19 protein-coding genes and 1 other RNA gene are annotated in these 21,871 nt (G+C 70.9%); 11 read left to right on the top strand and 9 right to left on the bottom strand.

Features of this window, described 5'->3' with window-relative positions; genetic code table 11:
* Position 1: 1 nt before the first annotated feature.
* Positions 2–583 carry a TMEM165/GDT1 family protein gene (locus tag AB3M34_RS08605; RefSeq protein ID WP_370619031.1) on the bottom strand — a complete coding sequence of 194 codons (582 nt, stop codon included), beginning with the start codon at positions 581–583 and terminating at the stop codon, positions 2–4.
* Positions 584–843: 260 nt separating this feature from the next.
* Here AB3M34_RS08605 and rnpB point away from each other — a divergent pair.
* The 3 genes from rnpB to AB3M34_RS08620 all read left to right on the top strand — a co-directional run bounded on the left by rnpB (position 844) and on the right by AB3M34_RS08620 (position 3,196).
* An RNA gene (rnpB, locus tag AB3M34_RS08610) (RNase P RNA component class A) lies at positions 844–1,242 on the top strand.
* Between the two features lie 68 nt (positions 1,243–1,310).
* On the top strand, positions 1,311–1,757 hold the full coding sequence (locus tag AB3M34_RS08615) for a MarR family winged helix-turn-helix transcriptional regulator (protein WP_370619032.1): 447 nt from the start codon (positions 1,311–1,313) through the stop codon (positions 1,755–1,757).
* Positions 1,754–3,196: an MFS transporter gene (locus AB3M34_RS08620; RefSeq protein ID WP_370619034.1), complete on the top strand. Its 1,443-nt coding sequence runs from the start codon at positions 1,754–1,756 to the stop codon at positions 3,194–3,196. Before AB3M34_RS08615 ends, AB3M34_RS08620 begins: the two co-directional genes overlap by 4 nt.
* Here AB3M34_RS08620 and AB3M34_RS08625 read toward each other — a convergent pair.
* Complete coding sequence (locus AB3M34_RS08625; protein WP_370619035.1) at positions 3,135–3,476, bottom strand: DUF3817 domain-containing protein; 342 nt, start codon at positions 3,474–3,476, stop codon at positions 3,135–3,137. The two genes, AB3M34_RS08620 and AB3M34_RS08625, sit on opposite strands and share 62 nt — an antisense overlap.
* A gap of 79 nt (positions 3,477–3,555) precedes the next feature.
* Complete coding sequence (gene map, locus AB3M34_RS08630; protein WP_370619037.1) at positions 3,556–4,404, bottom strand: type I methionyl aminopeptidase; 849 nt, start codon at positions 4,402–4,404, stop codon at positions 3,556–3,558.
* Between the two features lie 79 nt (positions 4,405–4,483).
* On the opposite strand from map, the gene AB3M34_RS08635 reads away from it, so the two are divergent.
* Together AB3M34_RS08635 and AB3M34_RS08640 are read left to right on the top strand one after the other, a co-directional pair.
* Positions 4,484–4,690 carry a hypothetical protein gene (locus AB3M34_RS08635; RefSeq protein WP_370619039.1) on the top strand — a complete coding sequence of 69 codons (207 nt, stop codon included), beginning with the start codon at positions 4,484–4,486 and terminating at the stop codon, positions 4,688–4,690.
* A 64-nt stretch (positions 4,691–4,754) separates the two neighbouring features.
* Positions 4,755–5,567: a thioesterase family protein gene (locus tag AB3M34_RS08640; protein ID WP_370619041.1), complete on the top strand. Its 813-nt coding sequence runs from the start codon at positions 4,755–4,757 to the stop codon at positions 5,565–5,567.
* A gap of 29 nt (positions 5,568–5,596) precedes the next feature.
* On the opposite strand, the gene panB is transcribed toward AB3M34_RS08640, so the two are convergent.
* A complete protein-coding gene (gene panB / locus AB3M34_RS08645; protein ID WP_370619043.1) occupies positions 5,597–6,502 on the bottom strand; it encodes a 3-methyl-2-oxobutanoate hydroxymethyltransferase in 906 nt (301 codons plus the stop codon).
* Between the two features lie 130 nt (positions 6,503–6,632).
* Positions 6,633–8,390, bottom strand: a complete 1,758-nt coding sequence (locus AB3M34_RS08650; RefSeq protein ID WP_370619045.1) for an NAD+ synthase — start codon at positions 8,388–8,390, stop codon at positions 6,633–6,635.
* A gap of 73 nt (positions 8,391–8,463) precedes the next feature.
* On the opposite strand from AB3M34_RS08650, the gene AB3M34_RS08655 reads away from it, so the two are divergent.
* Together AB3M34_RS08655 and AB3M34_RS08660 are read left to right on the top strand one after the other, a co-directional pair.
* Positions 8,464–9,801 (top strand): glutamine synthetase family protein, encoded by a 1,338-nt coding sequence (locus AB3M34_RS08655; protein WP_370619047.1) that lies wholly within the window; start codon positions 8,464–8,466, stop codon positions 9,799–9,801.
* Positions 9,802–9,803: 2 nt separating this feature from the next.
* Positions 9,804–12,758 (top strand): bifunctional [glutamine synthetase] adenylyltransferase/[glutamine synthetase]-adenylyl-L-tyrosine phosphorylase, encoded by a 2,955-nt coding sequence (locus tag AB3M34_RS08660; RefSeq protein WP_370619049.1) that lies wholly within the window; start codon positions 9,804–9,806, stop codon positions 12,756–12,758.
* Positions 12,759–12,873: 115 nt separating this feature from the next.
* Here the strand turns inward: AB3M34_RS08660 and AB3M34_RS08665 are convergent, their stop codons facing one another.
* Positions 12,874–13,191 carry a WhiB family transcriptional regulator gene (locus AB3M34_RS08665; protein WP_370619051.1) on the bottom strand — a complete coding sequence of 106 codons (318 nt, stop codon included), beginning with the start codon at positions 13,189–13,191 and terminating at the stop codon, positions 12,874–12,876.
* 188 nt (positions 13,192–13,379) lie between these two features.
* On the opposite strand from AB3M34_RS08665, the gene AB3M34_RS08670 reads away from it, so the two are divergent.
* The gene (locus AB3M34_RS08670; protein ID WP_370619052.1) at positions 13,380–14,324 is read left to right on the top strand and encodes a MerR family transcriptional regulator; all 945 of its coding nucleotides are present in this window, start codon (positions 13,380–13,382) and stop codon (positions 14,322–14,324) included.
* Between the two features lie 12 nt (positions 14,325–14,336).
* Here the strand turns inward: AB3M34_RS08670 and AB3M34_RS08675 are convergent, their stop codons facing one another.
* The gene (locus AB3M34_RS08675; protein WP_370619054.1) at positions 14,337–15,050 is read right to left on the bottom strand and encodes a TetR/AcrR family transcriptional regulator; all 714 of its coding nucleotides are present in this window, start codon (positions 15,048–15,050) and stop codon (positions 14,337–14,339) included.
* Positions 15,051–15,153: 103 nt separating this feature from the next.
* On the opposite strand from AB3M34_RS08675, the gene AB3M34_RS08680 reads away from it, so the two are divergent.
* Positions 15,154–16,062, top strand: coding sequence for an NAD-dependent epimerase/dehydratase family protein (locus AB3M34_RS08680; protein ID WP_370619056.1), 909 nt, complete (start codon positions 15,154–15,156; stop codon positions 16,060–16,062).
* A gap of 7 nt (positions 16,063–16,069) precedes the next feature.
* On the opposite strand, the gene ligD is transcribed toward AB3M34_RS08680, so the two are convergent.
* On the bottom strand, positions 16,070–16,957 hold the full coding sequence (gene ligD / locus AB3M34_RS08685) for a non-homologous end-joining DNA ligase (protein WP_370619058.1): 888 nt from the start codon (positions 16,955–16,957) through the stop codon (positions 16,070–16,072).
* 88 nt (positions 16,958–17,045) lie between these two features.
* Between ligD and AB3M34_RS08690 the strand changes: the two genes are divergently transcribed.
* The gene (locus AB3M34_RS08690) at positions 17,046–19,622 is read left to right on the top strand and encodes a hypothetical protein (protein WP_370619060.1); all 2,577 of its coding nucleotides are present in this window, start codon (positions 17,046–17,048) and stop codon (positions 19,620–19,622) included.
* A 30-nt stretch (positions 19,623–19,652) separates the two neighbouring features.
* Here the strand turns inward: AB3M34_RS08690 and AB3M34_RS08695 are convergent, their stop codons facing one another.
* Positions 19,653–20,558, bottom strand: a complete 906-nt coding sequence (locus tag AB3M34_RS08695; RefSeq protein WP_370619062.1) for a LysR substrate-binding domain-containing protein — start codon at positions 20,556–20,558, stop codon at positions 19,653–19,655.
* A gap of 87 nt (positions 20,559–20,645) precedes the next feature.
* On the opposite strand from AB3M34_RS08695, the gene AB3M34_RS08700 reads away from it, so the two are divergent.
* Positions 20,646–21,821 carry an acyl-CoA dehydrogenase family protein gene (locus AB3M34_RS08700; protein ID WP_370619064.1) on the top strand — a complete coding sequence of 392 codons (1,176 nt, stop codon included), beginning with the start codon at positions 20,646–20,648 and terminating at the stop codon, positions 21,819–21,821.
* The last annotated feature ends 50 nt before the right edge of the window (positions 21,822–21,871 follow it).

The raw sequence follows: 21,871 nt of genomic DNA on the forward strand, positions 1-21,871 counted from the left end.
GCTAGAGCCAGCCTGCCCCGTCCGCGATCAGCAGCAGGCCGAACGCGGCGAACAGCGCCGCAGCGCCGTACCTGATGACCTTCTCCGGGAGCTGCCTGCCGAGCCAGGCACCGAGAAGGATCGCCAGGGCATCGGCCGCGACCATGCCGAGCGTGCTGCCGATCCAGGTGCCGAACCAGTCCTCCTGCGTCGCGAGCGCGATGGTGGCGAGCATCGTCTTGTCGCCGAGCTCGGCGAGGAAGAAGGCTCCGCCGACAGCCCACACGGCGGCGCCCGAGCTGCGTTGCGCCTTCGAGCGCTCGTCCGCGGACAGCTCGTCGCCGCGCAGGGTCCAGGCCGCGAAACCGAGGAACGCGACGCCGGCGACGAGGGTGATCCAGTGCTGCGCGTCCGCGAAGGCCTCGCCGACCCAGAACCCGATCCCGACCGAGACGAGGTGGACGACCGCCGTCGCGACGGTGATGCCGATCAGAACGTCTCGCGGGCGGTAGCGGGAGGCGAACGTCATCGCCATCAGCTGGCTCTTGTCGCCGAGCTCGGCCACGAAGATGACCACCGTGCTCAGCAAGAACGCGTACAGCATGAAAAAAAGCTCCTCGTCACCTGGACGAAGAGCCTGTGTGGGACGTCCCTTCGACCAGGAACGTCCGTAGGGTCGTTGCACTGGTCGAAAGTCTCGTCCGCGCCACCGAGGTGACGCCTTCCGTACCGGACCCGAGGGTCAGTGTGTCGACACGGATGTTGGGGACTACTCCCTTTCGCGTGGTCGAGTCTACGGGGTGGGACGGTGGGTGGCCAAATGAGGCCCGACCCGGGGCGGTCGGCTACCCTGTCGAACGCGGATGAGTCGGCCGGGCGGCCGCGTCGTCGTCGGTGCGCACCGACGACGCCGAGGAAGGTCCGGACTCCACAGAGCGACGGTGGTGGGTAACGCCCACCCACGGTGACGTGCGGGACAGTGCCACAGAGAGCAGACCGCCAGCGGCCTCACGCGAGTGAGGTGCGGGTAAGGGTGAAAGGGTGGGGTAAGAGCCCACCAGCGCCCCGGGTGACCGGAGCGGCTAGGTAAACCCCACCGGGAGCAAGACCAAGAAGGGCCTCCGGGCCCGCGCAGGCGTTGACGCTGCTCGCCGAGCCTGCGGGTAGGTTGCTGGAGCGTCGCGGTGACGCGGCGCCGAGATAGATGGTCGCCGGGGCGGGGAGACGCCCTGACAGAATCCGGCCTACGGGCCGGCTCATCCGCCCCCATGGGGGCAGTGCGCTTATCGCCGGGATTGATCAGCCTGATCTGTTCAGTCTAGACTGTCGATATGTCGGCCGACCGCGTCAACGTCTCGCCCTCGGCGCAGCGCCTCTCGGTGGACCTGCGCGTGATCTTCGGCCGCCTCCGGCGCAAGCTCCTCGAGGTCACCGACTCCGACGACCTGACGCCGTCGCAGGCGTCGGTGCTGGCCCGCATCGGCAAGGGCGAGGCCGTCACCGCCAGCGGTCTCGCGGCGGTCGAGCGCGTACGCCCGCAGTCGATGGCCACGCTCCTCGGATCCCTCGCCCGCCAGGGACTCGTCGTCCGCACCGCCGACCCCACCGACGGCCGCCGTCAGATCGTCGGGCTCACCGACGACGGCCGGCGCCGCGTCGAGGGCGGTCGGGCCGCGCGTGAGGCCTGGCTGCCCCAGCTGATCGAGGACCGGTTCACCGAGGAGGAGCGGCAGACCTTGCTCGAGGCGATCGCGCTGCTCGACCGGTTGGCGCAGTGACGACCGTCACCGAGAAGCCGGCCGCGTTCGACCGGCGGCTGCTCGCGCCGATCATGATCGGGTCCGTCCTGAACCCGATCAACACCTCGATCATCGCGGTGGCGATGGTGCCGATCGCCACGGCGTTCGGCGCTCCCGCGTCGAGCACGATCTGGCTGGTCTCCGCGCTCTATCTGGCCACCGCCGTCGGGCAGCCGCTCGCCGGCCGGCTGGTCGACACGTACGGCCCCCGGCCGGTGTACCTCGCCGGCGCAGTCCTCACCGCGAGTGCCGGGCTCGTGGGGACGTTCGCGCCGAGCCTCGGCGTCCTGGTCGCCGCCCGCGTGATCCTCGGGCTGGGGACCTGCGCGGCGTACCCGGCAGCCATGTCGCTCGTGCGCAGCGAGGGTGACCGGACGGGACGGCACGCGCCCGGTGCGGTGCTCACGATGCTCGCCGTGACGACGCAGACCGTCGCAGTCGCGGGTCCCGCGCTCGGCGGCCTGCTCATCGACCTGGGGAGCTGGCGGGCGACGTACGCGATCAACATCCCGCTCGCCGCGGCCTGCCTCGTGCTCGGCGCCGTCTACCTGCCGCGCCGCGCACCCGAGGCGCGGGCGGTGCCACGTTCGCTCGACGTGGTGGGCATCGCGCTGTTCGCCGTGGCCCTCCTCGGCCTCATGATCTTCCTGACCGTCCCGCGCGTCGCGCTCGTGTGGCTTCCCGTCGTGGCGGTCCTGGCCGGCGTCGCGTTCGCGGTCCGCGAGCTGCGCTGCGCCGACCCGTTCATCGACGTGCGGGTGCTGGCCGGCAACCGGCCGCTGCTGGCGACGTACCTGCGCAGCCTCGCCGGCTACACCGTGTCGTACGCCTACGTCTACGGCTTCGTGCAGTGGTTGCAGGAGGGTCGGGGACTGAGCCCGTCCCAGGCGGGGCTGCTGCTCCTCCCGACGTTCGTCACCGGCGTCCTCGTCTCGCTGGTCACCGGCCGTCGGCCCCAGATCCGGGGGAAGCTCGTGGTGGGCGCCGTCGCGCAGATCGCCGTCAGCGCAGCGATCCTCCTGATCGTCCGTGGCGACACCCCGGTGGCCGTCCTCGTCGCGATCGCCGTCGTCGCGGGGCTCCCCCAGGGGCTCGTGAGCCTGGCCAACCAGAACGCGCTGTACGCCCAGGCGGACCCGACGCGCATGGGGTCGTCGGCAGGCCTCCTCCGGACTTTCGGCTACCTCGGAGCCATCGTCGCCGCAGTGGCGACGGGCCAGCTGTTCGGTGAGCGCGCGAGCACCACGGGAGTCCACGAGCTCGCCGTCTTCATGCTCGGAGCGGCGACGGTGTTCCTCGTGCTGACGGTGCTCGACCGGTCGTTGGGACGGGTCGGCCGCTCGGACCGGGACGACGTCAGCGAGCGGGGCGGCCGAGGAGGCCCCGGCGGTCGGCCCAGATCTCGAACAGCAGCGTGAAGAACGGCGGGATGCTCGAGGCCAGCGCGGCGACGGCGACCTTGAAGGACCAGCCGAAGGTGCGCCACGCCACGAGGCACATGACCACGTAGAGCATGAAGACGCCGCCGTGGATGGGGCCGAAGACCTTCACCCCGACCTCGGTCGTCTCGAGGACCCACTTGAAGAACATGCCGATCAGCAGGCCAGCCCACGACACCGCCTCGGCGAAGGCGACGACGCGGAACGCCGTACGGGTGCGAGGGTGGGCGGTCTGCGGAGGCGTGGCGATCGTGGTCACGGCATAGAACGTACCTGGCGGCCCGTCGCCGCCACGCACCGGCTACGACAATGCGTCGTAGATCACGGTGGGCCGCGAGTCAGGGCAGCGTCAGGATCTCTGCGCCGGTCTCGGTCACCAGCAGCGTGTGCTCGAACTGCGCCGTCCTGGCCTTGTCCTTCGTCGTCGCCGTCCAGCCGTCGTCCCACATGTCCCACTCGATCGAGCCGAGCGTGAGCATCGGCTCGATCGTGAAGGTCATGCCCGGCTTGATCACCGTGTCGTAGCGCGGGTCGTCGTAGTGCGGCACGATCAGGCCGTCGTGGAAGGCGGGGCCGACCCCGTGCCCGGTGAAGTCGCGCACGACCCCGTAGCCGAAGCGCTTCGCGTACGACTCGATGACACGGCCCACCACGTTGATCTGCCGGCCCGGTCTCACCGCGCGGATCGCCCGCGCCAGCGACTCCTCCGTACGCTCGACGAGCAGCCGCGACTCCTCGTCGACGTCGCCGACCAGGTAGGTCTTGTTGGTGTCGCCGTGCACGCCGCCGATGTAGGCGGTGATGTCGATGTTGACGATGTCGCCGTCCTCGAGCGGACGCGAGTCGGGGATGCCGTGGCAGATCACCTCGTTGACGCTGGAGCACAGCGACTTCGGGTAGCCGCGGTAGCCGAGCGTCGACGGGTACGCGCCGTGGTCGACGATGAACGCGTGACCGATCGCGTCGAGCTCATCGGTGGTGACGCCGGGAGCGATCGCGGCTTCGACCGCGTCGAGCGCCTGCGCGGCGATCCGTCCGGCCACGCGCATCGCGGCGATCGTCTCGGCGCTGCGGACCTCCGGTCCGTCGTACGGCGTCGGTGCGGCCTTGCCGACGTACTCGGGGACGTCGACAGAGGCCGGGACGCTGCGGCGCGGGGACTGGGTGTGGGAGGTCAGCACGGTCACGGATCGAGTGTAGGTGGGACGCTGCGGCGCGGTCGGCACGTGTCGTCGCGCTCGGGCAGGATGGGAGCAGGAGGTCGAGATGGCGGACGGCAAGTTCTACTACTGCATCAAGCACCACGCGGTCGAGGGTGAGGAGGGCTGCAAGGCGATCGATCGCCTCGGCCCGTACGACACGCGCGAGGAGGCCGAGCGCGCGCTCGAGCTCGCTCAGGAGCGCAACGAGCAGTGGGACAACGATCCCGACTGGAACGACGACGGGTCGAGGGGCGGCGCCCCCGGGAGCTGATCCCGCGCGCAGACCTGTCGGTCCTCGACGCCATGATGGTGGCCGGTCGATCCGAGGAGTCTCCATGTCCGTCGTGCCCAGGCCCTATGCCGACGTCAGCGCCGTGCACCGCTCAGCCGACGGCGCGTACGAGGCGGTGGTCGATGCCGACTGGAGCGTCGGGACGAAGCCCAACGGCGGCTACCTGCTGACGATGCTCGGTCGCGCCGCGGTCGCGAGCGCCGGCCACGCCCACGTCGTGACGACCTCGGCGCACTACCTGCACTCCCCGGACGCGGGGCCGGTCGAGATCGAGACGGCGGTCCTGCGCAAGGGGCGCAGCGCCGACCACGTCCGCGCGACGATGCTGCAGGACGGACGCGCGTGCGTCGAGGCGGTCTTCATGATCGGCACGCTCGAGGCAGGCACGGCGCCGCGGTGGGACGCCGGCGTCCCCGCCCGGCCGTCGGCCTCGCGCGCAGACGGCATCCGCGTGCCCGGCCAGAGCCCGACCGGACTCCGGGTCCCCGTGATGGACCAGGTCGACCTGCGGCTCGAGCCGGCCACCGCCTCGTTCGCGCTCGGACGGCCCAGCGGCTCCGGAGAGCTCCGGGGCTGGCTCGCTTTCCTCGACGGCGCCGACTTCGATCCGCTGTCGCTGCTGTACGCGGTCGACGCGTTCCCTCCGGCGACGATGGAGATCAAGCCCACGGGCTGGGTCCCGACGCTGGAGATGACGGTCTACGTCCGTGCCCTTCCCGAGCCCGGTCCGCTCACGATCCTGCACCGCGCCCAGCTCGTCGAGGCCGACCGCGTGGACGAGACCACGACCGTCTGGGACAGCGCCGACCGCCTCGTCGCACAGGCGACGCAGCTCGCAGGCGTCCGGCTCGGCTGAGGCCGGCGCTGCCCCCTGACAGCCGTCGGCTAGAAGGTGTGCTCCTCGCCCGGGAACGCGCCGCTCTCGACGTCGGACACGTACGCCCGTGCGGCGTCCAGCATCGTGTTCCGCAGGTCGGCGTACTTCTTCACGAAACGGGGGAGCCGTCCTCCGTTGAGGCCCATCATGTCCTGCCAGACGAGGACCTGGGCGTCGGTCTCGACACCGGCGCCGATGCCCACGGTCGAGATCTCCAGGCGCTTGGTGATCTCGGCTGCGACGTCGCCCGGCACCATCTCCATCACGACCGCGAACGCGCCGGCCTCCTGCACGGCGAGCGCGTCGTCGATCGTCTTCTGCGCCGCGTCGCCGCGTCCCTGCACGCGGTAGCCGCCGAGTGCATGCTCCGACTGCGGGGTGAACCCGATGTGCGCGCAGACCGGCACGCCTCCCTGGACGAGCCGGCGGATCTGCGGGGCCATCTCGGCGCCGCCCTCGAGCTTGACCCCGTGGGCGTGGCCCTCCTTCATGAAGCGCACTGCCGTGTCGTACGCCTGCTCCGGGGAGCCCTGGTACGACCCGAACGGCAGGTCGGCGAGCACGAACGCGTGCGGCGCGGACCGGGAGACGGCACGCACGAGCGGCATCAGCTCGTCGACGGTGACCGGCAGCGAAGACTCGTAGCCGTAGACGTTGTTGGCGGCGGAGTCACCGACCAGCAGGACGTGGACGCCCGCCTCGTCGAAGATCTGAGCGGCGTACTGGTCGTACGCGGTGAGCATCGTCCACTTCTCGCCGCGCGCCTTCATCTGGGCGAGCGTGTGGGTGCGGACGCGCTTGCGCGCCGCGGGAGCGGTCGCTGCGTCCGGTGAAGCGGGTCGGGAGCCGGTGCCGTACGGGGCGGGCTCCTCCGGCGTGCTGCCACCTGGGGTGGCGGAGGGGTTCTCGGACATGGTCAACCTTCGTTCTCGCAGCTCCCCGATGGAGTCCGCGGACGTCTTCAGGGTGCCACGGAGCGACCGGCGCGACGAGACCTCGAGAGCCCGCTCGTCGTGTGTGATGCGTTACACGGAGGTGAACGGCTCAGTCGGCGAGGTGCTCGCGCCACCGGTGCGTGATCGGGACGCGGCGGTCGCGGCCGAAGTTGCGGCGGGTGACCTTCGGGCCCGGCGGGTACTGGCGCCGCTTGTACTCGGCGCGGTCGACCAGCGTCACGACGCGCTCGACCAGCGCGGCGTCGTACCCCTCGGCCACCACCGCCGCGGCGGACAGGTCGCGCTCGACGTACGCGTCGAGGATCCCGTCGAGGATCTCGTACGGCGGGAGCGAGTCGGTGTCGAGCTGACCCGGGCGCAGCTCGGCGGACGGCGGCTTGCTGATCGCGTTCTCGGGGATCGGCGGCTGCTCGCCACGGGCCTCGGCGTAGGCGTTGCGCCACCGGGCGAGCTCCCACACGAGGGTCTTGCGGACGTCCTTGATCGGGGCGTAGCCGCCGACCGCGTCTCCGTAGATGGTCGAGTAGCCCGTCGCGACCTCGGACTTGTTGCCGCAGGCGAGGACGAGGTGGCCCTCCTGGTTCGACAGGCCCATCCAGACGACGGCGCGGACGCGAGCCTGGAGGTTCTCCTCAGCGAGGCCGGTCAGTCCGAGGGCTCCCTGGAACGCGTCGACCATCGGGGCGATCGGGACCGTCCGCAGGTCGAGGCCCGTTCGTCGGGCGAGCTCGGCCGCGTCCGAACGCGAGTGCTCTGTGGAGTACTCGCTGGGGTTGGAGACACCGAAGACGCGGTCCGGACCGAGCGCGTCCACGGCGATCGCGCCGCACAGGGTGGAGTCGATCCCGCCGGACAGGCCGAGCAGCACCGAGCGGAACCCGTTCTTGTCGACGTAGTCGCGCAGGCCCGTCACGAGCGCACGGTAGATCTCCTCGAGGTCGTCGAGCCGCGGCAGGATCGGCGGCGTCACCGGGGCGTACGGGGCGACGGGCTCGCTCGAGACCACCGTGCGCTCGACCCGCAGCCCGACGAAGCGGGTGTCGGAAGGCGGCATGAGGCGGCGCGCTGCAGGAAGGTCGAGGTCGACGACCAGGAGCTCCTCGACGAACTGCGCCGTGCGGGCGACGAGGTTGCCCGCGGCGTCGACCATGAGCGAGTCACCGTCGAAGACCAGCTCGTCCTGACCACCGACCAGGTTGACGTAGGCCAACGCCACCTCGCCCTCGACCGCGCGACGGCTGCAGAGGTCGAGCCGGACGTCGTCCTTGTTGGCCTCGTACGGCGAGCCGTTGGGGACGACGAGCAGCCCGGCGCCCGCGGCGCGTACCGCCGAGGCGATGCCGTCTCGCCACAGGTCCTCGCAGATCACGGTCGCGACGTCGACGCCGTGGACCTCGACGACGTGCAGGACGTCGCCCGCGACGAAGTTGCGGATCTCGTCGCCGACACCGTAGTTCCAGAGGTGGATCTTGGCCTGACGCGCGACGATCATGCCGCCGTGCATGACGGCGACGGCGTTCTGCGGGGCGTTCTTGGGGATGCCGGGGCCCTCGATCACGCCGTCGGCCTGGTCGAGGAAGCCGACGATGGCCACGAGGTCGCCCAGGCCTTCGTCGGCGAGCCGCGCGGCGACCTCCTCGGCCTTCGCGCGAGACGCGGCGATCATGGACGCGCGCATCGCGAGGTCCTCGAGCGGATAGCCCGTGAGGACCATCTCGGGGAACACGACGAGGTGCGCACCCGCCTCGGACGCCTCGCGGCACCGGCTGAGCACGAGCTCGGCGTTGAAGTCGAGGTCTCCGACGCGGGCATTGACCTGGGCGAGAGCGACACGCAGCTGAGGCACGTCCCCGAGCCTAGCGGCGGGAGCCGCGGACCCGGTTCACCCGCCGGTCACGAATCACGGGCACACTAGGCCCATGGGTAAGCAGGAAGACTTCGTGCTGCGCGCGCTCGAAGAGCGTGACGTCCGCTTCGTACGGCTGTGGTTCACCGATGTTCTCGGGCATCTGAAGTCCGTCGCGGTGGCGCCGGCAGAGCTCGAGGGCGCCTTCGACGAGGGCATCGGGTTCGACGGGTCGGCGATCGAGGGCTTCGCCCGCGTCCACGAGGCCGACATGCTCGCGAAGCCGGACCCGTCGACGTTCCAGATCCTGCCGTGGCGCGGCGAGACGCCGGCGACCGCGCGCATGTTCTGCGACATCCAGCTCCCCGACGGCAGCCCGTCGTACGCCGACCCGCGGTTCGTCCTCAAGCGGACGCTCGCCAAGGCGGCGGAGATGGGCTTCACCTTCTACACGCACCCCGAGGTCGAGTTCTTCCTCTTCAAGGGCAAGCCGGCGCCCGGCGAGCGGCCGGTCCCGGTGGACGACTCGGGCTACTTCGACCACACCGCGCAGGGTGGCGGCCAGGACTTCCGGCGCGAGGTCATCACGATGCTCGAGGCGATGGGCATCTCGGTGGAGTACAGCCACCACGAGGGCGGCCCCGGCCAGCAGGAGATCGACCTGCGCTACGCCGACGCGCTCACCACGGCCGACAACATCATGACGTTCCGTACGGTCGTCCGCGAGGTCGCACTGTCCCAGGGCCTGTGGGCGAGCTTCATGCCGAAGCCGTTCACCGACCACCCGGGATCGGGCATGCACACCCACATGAGCCTCTTCGAGGGTGACGAGAACGCCTTCTACGAGGCGGGCGCCGAGTACCAGCTCTCGCGGACCGGCCGTTCGTTCATCGCCGGCATCCTCCAGCACACCTCGGAGATCACCGCGATCACGAACCAGTGGGTCAACTCGTACAAGCGCCTGATCTTCGGCGGCGAGGCGCCGTCGTACGTGTGCTGGGGCCACAACAACCGATCCGCGCTCGTCCGGGTGCCGATGTACAAGCCGCACAAGGGCGGCTCGGCGCGCATCGAGCACCGCGCGATCGACTCCGGCTGCAACCCGTACCTCGCCTTCGCGATGGTGCTCGCGGCCGGGCTCAAGGGGATCGAGGAGGGCTACGAGCTGCCGCCGGAGGCCGAGGACGACGTGTGGGGCCTCACCGAGGCCGAACGTCGTGCGCTCGGCATCGCGCCGCTGCCGCGCAACCTCGACGAGGCGATCCGCGAGATGGAGAGCAGCGAGCTGGTCGCCGAGACGCTGGGAGAGCACGTCTACGACTTCTTCCTGCGCAACAAACGCGCGGAGTGGCACGACTACCGCACGCAGGTGACGCAGTTCGAGATCGACCGGCTGGTCACGCGGGTCTGAGCGTGCCTGACGACCAGAGGCCGCAGCGCGTACGCACGACGTCGGGGTGGCTCGCCCGCCTCGGGTTCAGCGACCCCGACGAGGCGGCGACGCTGCTCGACGAGTGCGAGCTGCGTTCGCCTGCCGTCGTGGAACGCGTCGCACAGGGTGCCGACCCCGACCTCGCGCTCCGCCGTCTCTGCGAGCTCGCCACCGGGTTCTCGGCAGGGGGCGGGTCGGGGGAGCACCTCGTCACCCACCTCGAGTCCGATCCGGAGCTGTTGACGCGGCTCGTCGCGGTGCTCGGCGGAAGCCACGCCCTCGGCGAGTTCCTCGTCCTGCATCCCGACGCCGTGCTCGATCTGCGCGCCTCCACGATGCCGGTCGAGCCGCGCGACCAGTCGGCGTTCGAACGCGTTCTCGTCGACGTCACGGACCGAGACTCGCTCCGCGTCGCGTACCGCCGTCAGCTCCTGCAGATCGCGGCCCGCGACCTCACGCGCCGCAGCCGGTACGAGACGACGGCCGCGGAGCTCTCCGACCTGGCGGGGGCCACGCTCTCGACCGCGCTGCGCCTCGCGCGCGAGGAGGTCGACGACGCCGACCTCGCACGCCTCGCGGTGATCGCGATGGGCAAGTGCGGTGGTCGGGAGCTGAACTACGTCAGCGACGTCGACGTGATCTTCGTCCACGCCGCGGCGGACGGTGCCGACGAGCAGAAGGCGACGCGGGTCGCGACGCGGCTGGCGTCGGCGCTGATCAGGATCTGCGGCGAGCACACCCGCGAGGGCACGATCTGGGAGGTCGACGCGAACCTGCGGCCGGAGGGCAAGGACGGCCCGCTCGTCCGGACGCTGCCCAGCCACGTCGCGTACTACGAGCGGTGGGCCAGCACGTGGGAGTTCCAGGCACTGCTCAAGGCGCGACCGGTCGCGGGCGACGCCGAGCTCGGCCAGGCCTACGTCGAGGCGCTCGCCCCGATGGTGTGGCAGGCGGCAGCACGCCCGAACTTCGTCGGCGACACCCGCGCCATGCGACGCCGCGTCATCGCCAACATCCCCGCACCCCAGCTCGACCGCGAGCTGAAGCTCGGACCGGGTGGACTCCGCGACGTCGAGTTCGCGGTGCAGCTGCTCCAGCTGGTGCACGGTCGTACGGACGAGCGGCTCCGTGTCCGGTCGACGACGGAGGCGCTGCGTGCGCTGGTCGACGGAGGCTACGTCGCTCGGACCGACGGGGCCTCGATGACGGAGGCCTACACGTTCCTGCGGACGTTCGAGCACCGCATCCAGCTCGACGGCCTACGCCGTACGCACCTGGTGCCGACCGACGAGGAGACGCTCCGGATGATCGGGCGCACCCTCGCGTACCGCACCGAGCCCGCGACCAACCTCCTCAAGGACTGGCAGGCGCAGCGGCGCGAGGTTCTGCGTCTGCACCAGAAGCTGTTCTTCCGTCCGCTGCTCGATGCCGTGGCCTCGATGCCGTCGGCAGCGCTGCACCTCACGCCGGAGGCGGCCCAGGCGCGTCTCGAGGCACTCGGGTACGCCGATCCGCGAGCGGCGCTGACCCATCTGCGTGCGCTGACGTCGGGGATGCGCCGGTCGGCGGCGATCCAACGGCAGCTGATGCCGGCCATGCTCGCGTGGTTCGCGGAGTCGCCCAACCCCGACGGCGGGCTGCTCGCCTTCCGCAAGGTGTCGGAGAGTCTCGGCGGGACCCACTGGTACCTCCGCAAGCTCCGGGACGAGGGCAGCGGCGCCGAGCAGCTCGCGAAGATGCTCGCGGGCAGCGCGTACGTCACCGACCTGATCCAGCGTGCGCCGGAGTCGGTCGCGATGCTGGGCGACGACGCCGAGCTCGAGCCGCGGTCGCTCGACCGGATCGCGACGGAGACCCGATCGGCGGCACGCCGCCACGACGACCCGGCCGAGGCGATCCGTACGGTGCGTCGCGTCCGTCGGCGCGAGCTGTCGCGGATCGCGATGTCGGACGTGCTCGGCCGGGTCGACATCGTGGAGGTGGGCCACGCGCTCAGCGATCTCACGGTGGCGACGATCGAGGCTGCGCTCCAGATCGCGACGCGGACGGTCGAGCAGCAGCGCGGCACGTCGATGCCGACGAAGGTCGCGGTCGTCCTGATGGGGCGGCTCGGAGGGCGGGAGATGGGCTACGGCTCCGACGCCGACGTGATGTTCGTGCACGACCCGCTCCCGGACGCGGACGAGTCCGCGGCGAGCCAGGCGGCGACCGCGGTGGCGACGGAGCTGCGACGCATCCTCGGCGCGACGGGCCCGGACCCGTCGCTCGAGGTCGATGCCGACCTGCGGCCCGAGGGGCGATCGGGTCCGCTCGTGCGCACGCTGGCGTCCTATCGCGCCTACTACGCGCGATGGTCGCTCGTGTGGGAGGCGCAGGCGCTGCTGCGCGCGGCGCCGGTCGTCGGTAACCCGGAGCTGAGTGCCGCCTTCCGGGCGCTGATCGATCCGCTGCGCTGGCCGGAGGACGGGCTGTCCGCCTCGGACGTGCAGGAGGTGCGTCGGATCAAGGCCCGCGTCGACGCAGAGCGACTTCCCCGTGGTGCCGACCCGGCGACGCACCTCAAGCTGGGGCGCGGAGGCATCGCCGACGTGGAGTGGACGGTGCAGCTGATCCAGATGCAGCACGCGCACGAGATCGATGGGCTGCGGACGACGGAGACGCTCCCGGCACTGCACGCAGCCGCCGAGGCGCAGCTGCTCGGCTCCGACGACGCCGCGATCCTCGAGGACGCCTGGCGGCTGGTGAGCAGGATCCGCAACGCGTACGTCCTCCTGCGCAACCGCGCGGGCGCGTCGCTGCCGGAGAACGCGAACGACCGCGCCGGAGTCGCGTGGCTGCTCGGCAGCGGCATCGACGGCGGCGAGCAGATGGTCGACGAGTACCTGCGTACGACGCGGCGCGCGCGCCAGGTCGTCGAGCGTGTCTTCTGGGGCTGAACAGCCCTGGGCTGAACCCCTGAGTGCCCTGCGAGGTACGGGTGGAGATCGAAGATCACTCTGACCGGGTCATGGTCGGCCGGTGCGGGGCCGGCCGACCATCTCGGTCAGTCCATCACCCTGCGGACCGCTCCCCAGTGATGAGTGCGGCCCGTTCGCCTGTCGTCAGACCACCCCAGACGCCATACGGCTCCTTCACCTTGAGCGCGTGCTGCAAGCACTGGTCGCGTACGGTGCAACGCGCACAGTACGTCTTCGCCAGGTGCTCGCGAGCGTGCCGACGTGGGCCGCGCTCCGACTCAGGAGAGAAGAACGTCTCGGGGTCGGCCTCACGGCACGCTCCCTCGTACTGCCATTCGTAAGCCTCCATGAGAGGCATTGGAAGGCGGGCAATGCTTGCCATGTTGGTACCCCCTAGTGAACAACGCGGCATGCAACTGGTTCAGAACTTATCCAAATCTGATTCATCGCACAAGATCCATGTGGCGGAACACTTCGTTGAGGGTCACACTCGGGAGCGAGATACTTCCTTCGGTGGGCGAAGGAGGAGGGTTGGCTTCGTTGCCGCAGAACAGGGTGGCCGAGCAGAGATCCCGGACCGGGCCGGGTCTGGAGACGAGCATGGACGACGGGTCGGAGCTCCTCTGGGGCGTGGGCGCGGTCGCGGAGCGCGTGGGCGTCGCAACCCCGACGCTGCGCACGTGGGAGCGCCGCTACGGCCTCGGGCCGAGCCAGCGCACCGAGGGCGGCCACCGGCGTTACAGCGAGACCGACATCCGCCGGGTCCAGCTCATGAACCGCATCGTGACCAGCGGGGTCCCGGCGCAGTCCGCGGCACGCGTCGCGCTCTCGCTGGACTCCAGCGGGCTGGTCGCGGCGCTCGCGTCCGACGAGCCGTTGTACGGCGCTCCGGGGCAGGTCATCGCGACGCCCGCCGAGACCGTCGGCCGGATCCTCGACGCGGGCGCGGCCCTCGACGTCGTCGGGATCACGACGCTGCTCGCCGACACCGTCCGTGACTGGGGTGTCCTCGGCGCGTGGGTGAACGTGCTGGCGCCGGCACTCCAGGACGCCTCCTTCGCCGTGGCGGACGCGAAGCTGGGCGAGGAGTCGGAGCGGGTGATCCGCGAGCGGCTCGAGGTCGAGCTGCGGTCGGTCGCCCGGTCGTACGCTCCGCGCTACCTGGGGGTGCGCCCCCTCGTGCTGGCGTCGGTGGACGCGGAGGCAGAGTCGCTCGCGGTGCTCGCGCTCGAGGCGGCTCTGGCCGGCAGGGGAGTGGCCGTCCTGTCGCTCGGGTTCGAGGTGCCCGCTCGGTCGCTCGTCGGCCTGCTCGGTCGCGTGACACCTGCGGCGGTGTACCTGTGGGCGAGCCACGTCCCCGACACGGCGATGGTCGACGCCTTGGACGCCTCCGCCGGTGACACTCCGGTGCTCGTCGGTGGCCCGGGCTGGGTCGGGTTGAAGACGGATCTCAAGAACGTCGAGCTCGTGTCCGCGCCCGACCTGCTCGCGACGGCTGACCGTCTGCTCGGCCTCATGCAGGAGGCACCCGCCGGACGACGATGACGCGGTGCAGGCTCAGGACAGTCGGAGATCTTCGGCAAGACGGTCCACGACCGCGTCGACGTAGCCGGGGGTGACCGGCCCGTTCTGCAGGTGGCCCCACAGCTCGAAGGAGACCGTCCCGAAGACCGTCGTCCACGCCATCAGCGTGCGGAGCATCAGCTCGTCCGGCAGGCGCGTGCCCGTGGTCTGCTCCACGAAGATGTCGACCGGCTCGAGCGCGGCCCTCAGGTCCGACGCCGTGCCGGACTCCGCACCGGGCTTCCCCGTCTCGGTTCCGTGCTCGTCGGTGACGATCCGGAGGAACGCCGACGTGATCCGCGAGGCGGGGTCGATCGTGTCCTGCGGCGCGGCGTACCCGTGGACGGGGCTGCCGTAGAGCAGCGCGTAGTCGTTGGGGTGAGCGAAGGCCCAGCCCCGTACGGCATGGGTGCAGGCGGCCAGCCGCGCCGCGGTGCGGGTGCGGTCGGTGATCGCCGCGTCGGCGGCCTCGACGTGAGCGCCGAGCTCGTCGTACACCGAGACGAGGAGCGCGGTGAGCAGCGCGTCGCGGCTGGGGAAGTAGCGGTAGACCGCGGACGAGACGAGGCCGAGCTCTCGGGCGATCGCACGGAACGACAGCGCGGCCGGGGGAGTGTGGTCGAGCTGCGCGCGAGCGCTGCACAGGATCTCGGCCACGGTCTCGTCGCGTGCCCGACGACGGCGTACGGGCTTGTCTGGAGAGGTCACCCACGCATTCTGACACGAAAGAGAGCAGTGCTCTCGACAAGTGCCGGCAATCCGTCTAGTCTTCCGTTCGAGAGCAGTGCTCTCCCAACGACAGGAGCAGACCATGCAGGACCACCACGTGATCGTCGGAGCAGGCCCCGTCGGCCGCGAGATCGCCGCGCAGCTGACGGGCCGGGGCTCGCGGGTCACCGTCGTCACCCGCAGCGGAGCGACGGTTCCGGGCGCCGCCTCGGCTGCGCTCGACGCCTCGGACGAGGCCGCGCTACTCGCCGTCACCGAAGGTGCGGCTGCGATCCACAACTGCGCCAACCCGCCCTACACGAGCTGGGCCCGCGACTGGCCTCCGCTCGCGGCGTCGCTGCTCGCCGTCGCGGAGAGGTCGGGTGCCCTCCTCGCGATCACCGGGAACCTCTATCCGTACGGTCCGGTCGACGAGCCGATGCGCGAGTCGATGCCGGATGCCGCGACCGACACCAAGGGCCGTGTCCGCGCTCGGATGTGGGCGGACGCACGGGCCGCGCACGAGGCGGGTCGCGTGCGTGCGGTCGAGGTGCGGGGGTCGGACTACGTGGGGAGCGGGGTCGGCGACAACGGCGTTCTCACACGGCTCGTCCCCGCGGCCCTGAAGGGTCGGTCGGTGTGGACGCTCGGCCGAGCCGACCTTCCGCACTCGTGGACCGACGTGCGCGACGTGGCCCGCACGCAGATCGCCCTCGCCGACCGCCCTGACCTCGGCGGTCGCCTGTGGCACGTCCCCACCAACGCGCCGCGGTCGCAGCAGGAGGCACTCGACGACGTGCTCGCCTCCGTGGGCAAGCCCTCCGTCCGCGTCCGTTCGATCCCGCACGGCGTCGTCCGCGCCGCCGGCGCCGTCGTCCCGATGATGCGCGAGCTGGCCGAGACGAACTACCAACGGATGCGACCGTACGTCCTGGACTCCTCCGAGACGCAGCGCGTCCTCGGCATCAGCCCTACGCCGTGGGACGAGGTGTGCCGGCGGACCGCAGGCTGACGTGCCGTCAGTCGGCGTCGAGCGCGGTCATCGGGTCGCCGAACCGCTCCAGCCGTCCGCCCATCTCGCCGAGGAGCACCTGACGGACGCTCGACGGGTCCTCGAGCTCGTCCCAGGTGCGCGGCGCGGCGACCCACGGCCGTGAGCGTCCGCGCAGCGAGTACGGCGTGACCGTGGTCTTCGCGCGGACGTTCTGGCTCCAGTCGAGGAATACCTTGCCCCGTCGATCGGCGCGACGCATGGCCGACAGCACGCGGTCGGGGTGCTGGCCGGACAGCTCGTCGGCGATCCCGCGGGCGTAGTCGCGCAGCGCGTCGGGCGAGGTCTCTCCTCCGTGTGACGCGTACAGGTGCAGGCCCTTGCTCCCGCTGGTCACCGGGACCGTCCGCCACCCGTCGGCGTCGAGGCGCTCGCGGACCAGCTGCCCGATGGCCACCGCCTCCTCGAGGCCGGCGGGCTCACCGGGGTCGAGGTCGATCACGAGGCGGTCGGCATCGCGTACTCCGCCGCGAGGCCCGACGGTCCACTGCGGGGTGTGGAGCTCGAGCGCGGCGAGGTTCGCGAGCCACACGAGGTCGGAGCGGTGCTCGGCGATCGGGAACACCAGCGAGTCCCGGCCCGTCGAGCTTCCCGGTGTCGCCACCTCGACGGTGCGCACCCAGTCGGGCGTGCCGCGGGGGACGTTCTTCTCGAAGAACGGGTCCTTCTCGACACCGTCCGGCCAGCGCTTGCGCGTGCAGGGCCGGTCGGCGAGCTGCTTCAGCAGCGGCTCCGCGACGGAGAGGACGTAGTGGATGACGTCGAACTTGGTGGTCCCTTCGTCGGGATAGAGCACCTTGTCGAGGTTGCTGACCTTGAGGGACCGTCCGTCCACGTCCAGAGTGCTCGACGCCATGACCCCACCTTGGCACGCGTACGTGCGACAAGCACGGCGTCATCGACCCTCTGGAGGTCTAATCTCGGGGCCGAAGGGGGTGGACGCCATGCCCGACGAACAATGGGTGGAGCTTCGGGTCCACGGAGTCAGCGGTACGCCTGCGGGGTCGATGCTGGACCGCCCGTACGTGTGCCAGGTCGGCGGTGACGACGAGTCGCGATACTTCCGGTCCGTCGACGCCTCGGGTGACGAGCTCGAGGGTCACGACGGTCAGGTCCTCGAGGCGTACCACTGGGGCCGCCTGACCTCGGGGAGCAAGGTCAAGGCGCTGTGGTTGATCCTGCTCCCGTTCGGCATGGTCAACGGTGCCCACTTCATGCTTCCGCCCATCGGCGCCGGGCGCGTTCCGCGCGTGCTCCACGCGGCCTGCGACGCGCTGCTGCGCCTCGTCGGAGTTCTGCTGACGTCGATGTTCGCGTTCGCCGCCGGACTCGTCCTCATCGACCTCATCGGCTCCCGCTGGGCACCAGACGCACGGTTCCTGAAGTCGCTCGAGCCGAGCGTGGTGCTCGGTGCCGCCGTCGTCCTCACCGCACTGGTCGTGGTCGTCATCGCGTTCCTCGGCCGGGGATACCGCCCTGGCCGACTCAAGGCGTTGTGGAACCGCGTGGAGGCCCGGCGTGCGGGAGTTCCCGCCGCCACCTCGGCGGAGACGTACGAGCCGCCCAAGGAACGCTCCGTCACACCGCTGGCGCAGGAGTCGTTCTACTCCGGGGACAACCGCACGCCGACCCTGCGCGACCTCCACCTCGCCGCTGGACTGCTCGTGGTGGCTGCGATGGGCATCTGGGTGGCGCATCCCTTCGCGTGGGAGCGCGACATGACCTCGATCCAGCTCGTGGTCTGCGCATGGGTGGTCGTCGTCGCCGTGGTCACCCTCCTCGGCGACCCCGAGAAGGGCACTCGTGACCGGCTGCCGTCCGGCGAGGCCACCTGGCGCGAGGTGTGGAAGCAGACCACAGCGGTGCTGGGCGTGATCGCGCTCCTCGGCAGCGTCGGACTGCTCGTCGCCGCCGTCGCCGACGTCGGTGGTGTGAGCCGGGTCGAGTGGACGATGCTGCGAGACCGTCCCGAGGCGTTCGACTTCATTGCCAACTGGCTCCTCCTCATCGGCGTCGCGGCGCTGCTCGCCCTGTTCGTGGTCAACCTGCTCCTCGTCCTCGTCCAGCGGTCGCACCGCCCGGAGAAGGGCAGCCCGGGGCACTACTTCACCCCGTACGCCGGCGGGATGGCGGCGGCGCTGTTCACCGCGATCGGCACCTTCATCGGCGTCGGCTTCTCGGCTGCGGTCGCGACCGGTATCTCGTCGGCGCTCAACCTGTCGCAACCCGTGGAGGGGGCGTCCGACGGGGCCCAGGTCACGGTCGGGACGACACCCATGCTGGACCGCGTCGCCTACGCGTGGGGCCTGAACGTCGTCATCCTCGTCGCGATCATGGTCGGCGTGGTCCTGTGGCGGATGCGCAGGCGCCGTCGTACGGGGGAGCGCGTGACCGCCATGTACACCGACGGCGGTTCGCTCCTGGTGCCGAGCCGCTGGGTCTCGCGCGTCCGCTTCGCAGTGCAGAAGGCCCGCGTCAAGAACGCCGTCGGCGCGATCTGCCTGAGCTTCGCGTGCGCCGGCATGGTCCTCGCGGTCGTTCTCGCGATCGAGCTGGTGCCGTGCGTCAACTCGCGCGACCCGAACACCTGCGGCCACGCTCCCGGATGGCTCGACGCCCTCAGCCAGCCGAAGTACGTCGTCGGCGCCGACGGTGTCGCCAAGTCCAACGTGGTCGCGCTGTTCGGCGCCTGGCTGCTCATCGCGGCCGCCGGCTGGCTCCTGCTGCAGAGCCGGAAGGCGGTGGCTCAGGAGGGCAAGCGCCGCGGCCTCAACGTCGTCTGGGACGTGCTCGCCTTCTGGCCGCACGCGGTGCACCCGTTCTCGCCGCGCGCCTACTCGAAGCGGTGCGTGGAGGACCTGCGGCAGCGGATCCGGTGGCACCTGGAGCGGTTGCCCAAGGACGGGAACCACCGAGACCTCGTCCTCTGCGGGCACAGCCAGGGGAGTCTCATCAGCTTCGCCACGATGATGCTGCTCGACGACGAGGAGCGTGACCGCGTGGCTCTGGTGACGTTCGGCTCGCAGCTCCGGGTGATCTTCCCGAGGGCGTTCCCTGCCTACGTCAGCTTCGCGGCGATCAACCAGCTCTACCGCGAGCTCAACGGTGCCTGGATCAACCTCTACCGGACGACCGACGAGCTGGCCGGGCCGGTGCTGTCGTGGAGCCACCAGATCGACGCCGAGGGTGCGCGGTCGCACCACTTCCCGGAGCCGTTCGGCGGAGAGCAGGACGACGAGTACACCAGTCCCTACCGGACGCGCCGCTGCGGTGCGGACTGGCGGCTCGCCGACCCCATCGCGTACGACCCCGGGCTGCAGGACGGTCCGGTGGCCGAGATCTACGGGCACTCCTGGTACGCGCGCAACCCCGACTGGCACGTCTGCCTGGAGACCGTCCGAGCGACGCCGCCACCTGACCGCGAGGCGATGGCTGCCGAGGCGGAGATCGCCGCGTGGGCCGAGGTCGCGCCAACGGACGCCGGCGCGCGGACGCGCGCCCACGACCCTGTCGTCGGGTGACGCAGGCAGTTCCGGTCACTCCCTGCTCCGTCACTCCTGCGAGGGGAGCTCCAGGAGCGCGTCGAGGACCGTGCGTAGCGCAGCATCGCTGTCGGCCCGTCGCCAGGCGGCGCGGAGGTGGACGTCCGAAGCGTCATCGTCGAGCTTCTCGTCGACCTCCACGAACGCGACGTGCGGATCGGTCGCGTCGCGTGCGACGGAGCGCAGCGTCAGGTGGCAGCCGACCTCGGCACCGACGAGCGCGAGCGCAGTCTGGGTGTCCGGCGCGAGCTGCACCACGTCGGGGACGAAGCCGTGCCGGTGCGCGAGCCGGCGGAGGCGGTCGGGGAGCACGGCCCCCTCGTGGGGCGGCAGCGACACGAACGGCTCGCCGGCCAGGTCGCCGATCGACAGGGATCGCGCCGTGGCGAACGGGTGCGTGTCAGGCACGGCCACGACGAGTCGGTCGCGCGCCACGACTTTTGCGTGCACGGCCGAGGGGACCACGTCCCACCGTCCGAGCGCGACGTCGGTCTCGCCGTCGACCACCTTGCGCATCGCCGGCTGGGCGAAGTTCTGGCTGGACAGCTGGAGGGTGATGCCGGGGTGCCGTGACCTCACCGAGCGGGCCAGCTGCGCGACGATCCGGTGGGTCGACAGTCCGGCGAACGAGATCCGGACCAGCCCGACCTCTCCATCGACCGCCGACCGTACGGCTCCCTCGGCGCGTCGGACGGCATCGAGAACCTCGCGTGCGGGGGCGAGGAGCGCCAGCCCGCTCGCGGTCAACGACACCGACCGGGTGCTTCGGTCGAACAACCGCGTGCCCAGCTCGCGCTCGAGCTGCTTGATGGTGCGGCTGAGCGGCGGCTGCGCGACGTGGAGGCGCTCCGCCGCGCGCCCGAAGTGCAGCTCGTCGGCGACGGCGAGGAACGCGCGGAGAGGGTGGACGTCCACGACAGCCTCGATTCTTGCGCTTCCGGTATCACCGAAGGAACGATCCAGTATTGGACCGAACCTAATCCCATGGGCCACTGTGGTGCCATGTACACCGGCAACCCTGACGTCCCTGACGACGTCTTCGCTGACGTCCTCACGCAGGTCACGACTTTCGTCCGCGACCGGGTCGTGCCTCGCGAGACCGAGATCATGAACTCGGACGCGATCCCTGCCGACCTCAGGGCCCAGGCCGCCGACATGGGGCTCTTCGGGTACGCGATCCCTCAGGAGTGGGGCGGCCTCGGTCTCGACCTCGTGCAGGACGTCGAGCTGGCGATGCAGCTCGGATACACCTCCCTGGCGTTGCGCTCGATGTTCGGCACGAACAACGGCATCGCCGGCCAGGTCCTCGTCGGGTTCGGCACCGACGAGCAGAAGGCCCGCTGGCTCCCCGGCATCGCCTCCGGTGAGGTCGTCGCGTCCTTCGCCCTCACCGAGCCCGGTGCCGGCTCGGACCCGGCGGGCCTCAAGACCGTCGCGCGCGCCGACGGGGAGGGGTGGGTCATCGACGGCAGCAAGCGGTTCATCACCAATGCAACAGACGCGAACCTCTTCGTCGTCTTCGCTCGTCTCGACCCCGCGCCCGCGACCGGCAACGGCATCGCGGTGCTCCTCGTCCCCGCCGAGACCTCCGGCGTCGAGGTCGGCGTCAAGGACGCCAAGATGGGCCAGGAGGGGTCGCGGACCGCCGACGTGACGTTCACCGGCGTACGGGTCGGCGCGGAGGCGCTCGTCGGCGGTGCCGGGGAGGTCGGCTACCGCGCCGCCATGACGTCTCTCGCACGCGGGAGGATCCACGTCGCCGCGCTGGCCGTCGGGACCGCCCAGCGCGCCCAGGACGAGTCGGTGTCGTACGCCGCCTCCTCGACGCAGGGCGGCACGCCCATCGGGAGCTTTCAGCTCGTCCAGGCGATGCTCGCCGACCAGGCCACCGGCGTGATGGCCGGGCGCGCCCTGGTCCGCGAGACCGCCCGGGCGTACGTCACCGGGGAGGACCGCCGCATCGGTCCCTCCGTCGCCAAGCTGTTCTGCACGGAGATGGTCGGCAAGGTGGCCGATCTTGCGGTCCAGGTGCACGGCGGCACGGGATACATGCGGGAGGTCCCCGTCGAGCGCATCTACCGTGACGTGCGGCTGCTGCGTCTGTACGAGGGCACCAGCGAGATCCAGCGCCTCATCATCGGCGGCGGCCTCGTGAGAGGGGCTCAGGCGCGTTCCTGAGCCTGAACGGCGAACAGCCCCGGATCGGGGGAATCCAGGGCCGTTCAGGC

It is taken from the genome of Mumia sp. Pv4-285 (assembly GCF_041320275.1).
Classification (GTDB): domain Bacteria; phylum Actinomycetota; class Actinomycetes; order Propionibacteriales; family Nocardioidaceae; genus Mumia; species Mumia qirimensis.

Coding starts and splice junctions, on each gene's coding strand:
- AB3M34_RS08605 (WP_370619031.1), bottom strand. CDS start 583: ATGCTGTACGCGTTCTTGCTGAGCACGGTGGTCATCTTCGTGGCCGAG.
- AB3M34_RS08615 (WP_370619032.1), top strand. CDS start 1,311: ATGTCGGCCGACCGCGTCAACGTCTCGCCCTCGGCGCAGCGCCTCTCG.
- AB3M34_RS08635 (WP_370619039.1), top strand. CDS start 4,484: ATGGCGGACGGCAAGTTCTACTACTGCATCAAGCACCACGCGGTCGAG.
- AB3M34_RS08640 (WP_370619041.1), top strand. CDS start 4,755: ATGTCCGTCGTGCCCAGGCCCTATGCCGACGTCAGCGCCGTGCACCGC.
- panB (WP_370619043.1), bottom strand. CDS start 6,502: ATGTCCGAGAACCCCTCCGCCACCCCAGGTGGCAGCACGCCGGAGGAG.
- AB3M34_RS08655 (WP_370619047.1), top strand. CDS start 8,464: ATGGGTAAGCAGGAAGACTTCGTGCTGCGCGCGCTCGAAGAGCGTGAC.
- AB3M34_RS08665 (WP_370619051.1), bottom strand. CDS start 13,191: ATGCCGCGTTGTTCACTAGGGGGTACCAACATGGCAAGCATTGCCCGC.
- AB3M34_RS08670 (WP_370619052.1), top strand. CDS start 13,380: ATGGACGACGGGTCGGAGCTCCTCTGGGGCGTGGGCGCGGTCGCGGAG.
- AB3M34_RS08680 (WP_370619056.1), top strand. CDS start 15,154: ATGCAGGACCACCACGTGATCGTCGGAGCAGGCCCCGTCGGCCGCGAG.
- ligD (WP_370619058.1), bottom strand. CDS start 16,957: ATGGCGTCGAGCACTCTGGACGTGGACGGACGGTCCCTCAAGGTCAGC.
- AB3M34_RS08690 (WP_370619060.1), top strand. CDS start 17,046: ATGCCCGACGAACAATGGGTGGAGCTTCGGGTCCACGGAGTCAGCGGT.
- AB3M34_RS08700 (WP_370619064.1), top strand. CDS start 20,646: ATGTACACCGGCAACCCTGACGTCCCTGACGACGTCTTCGCTGACGTC.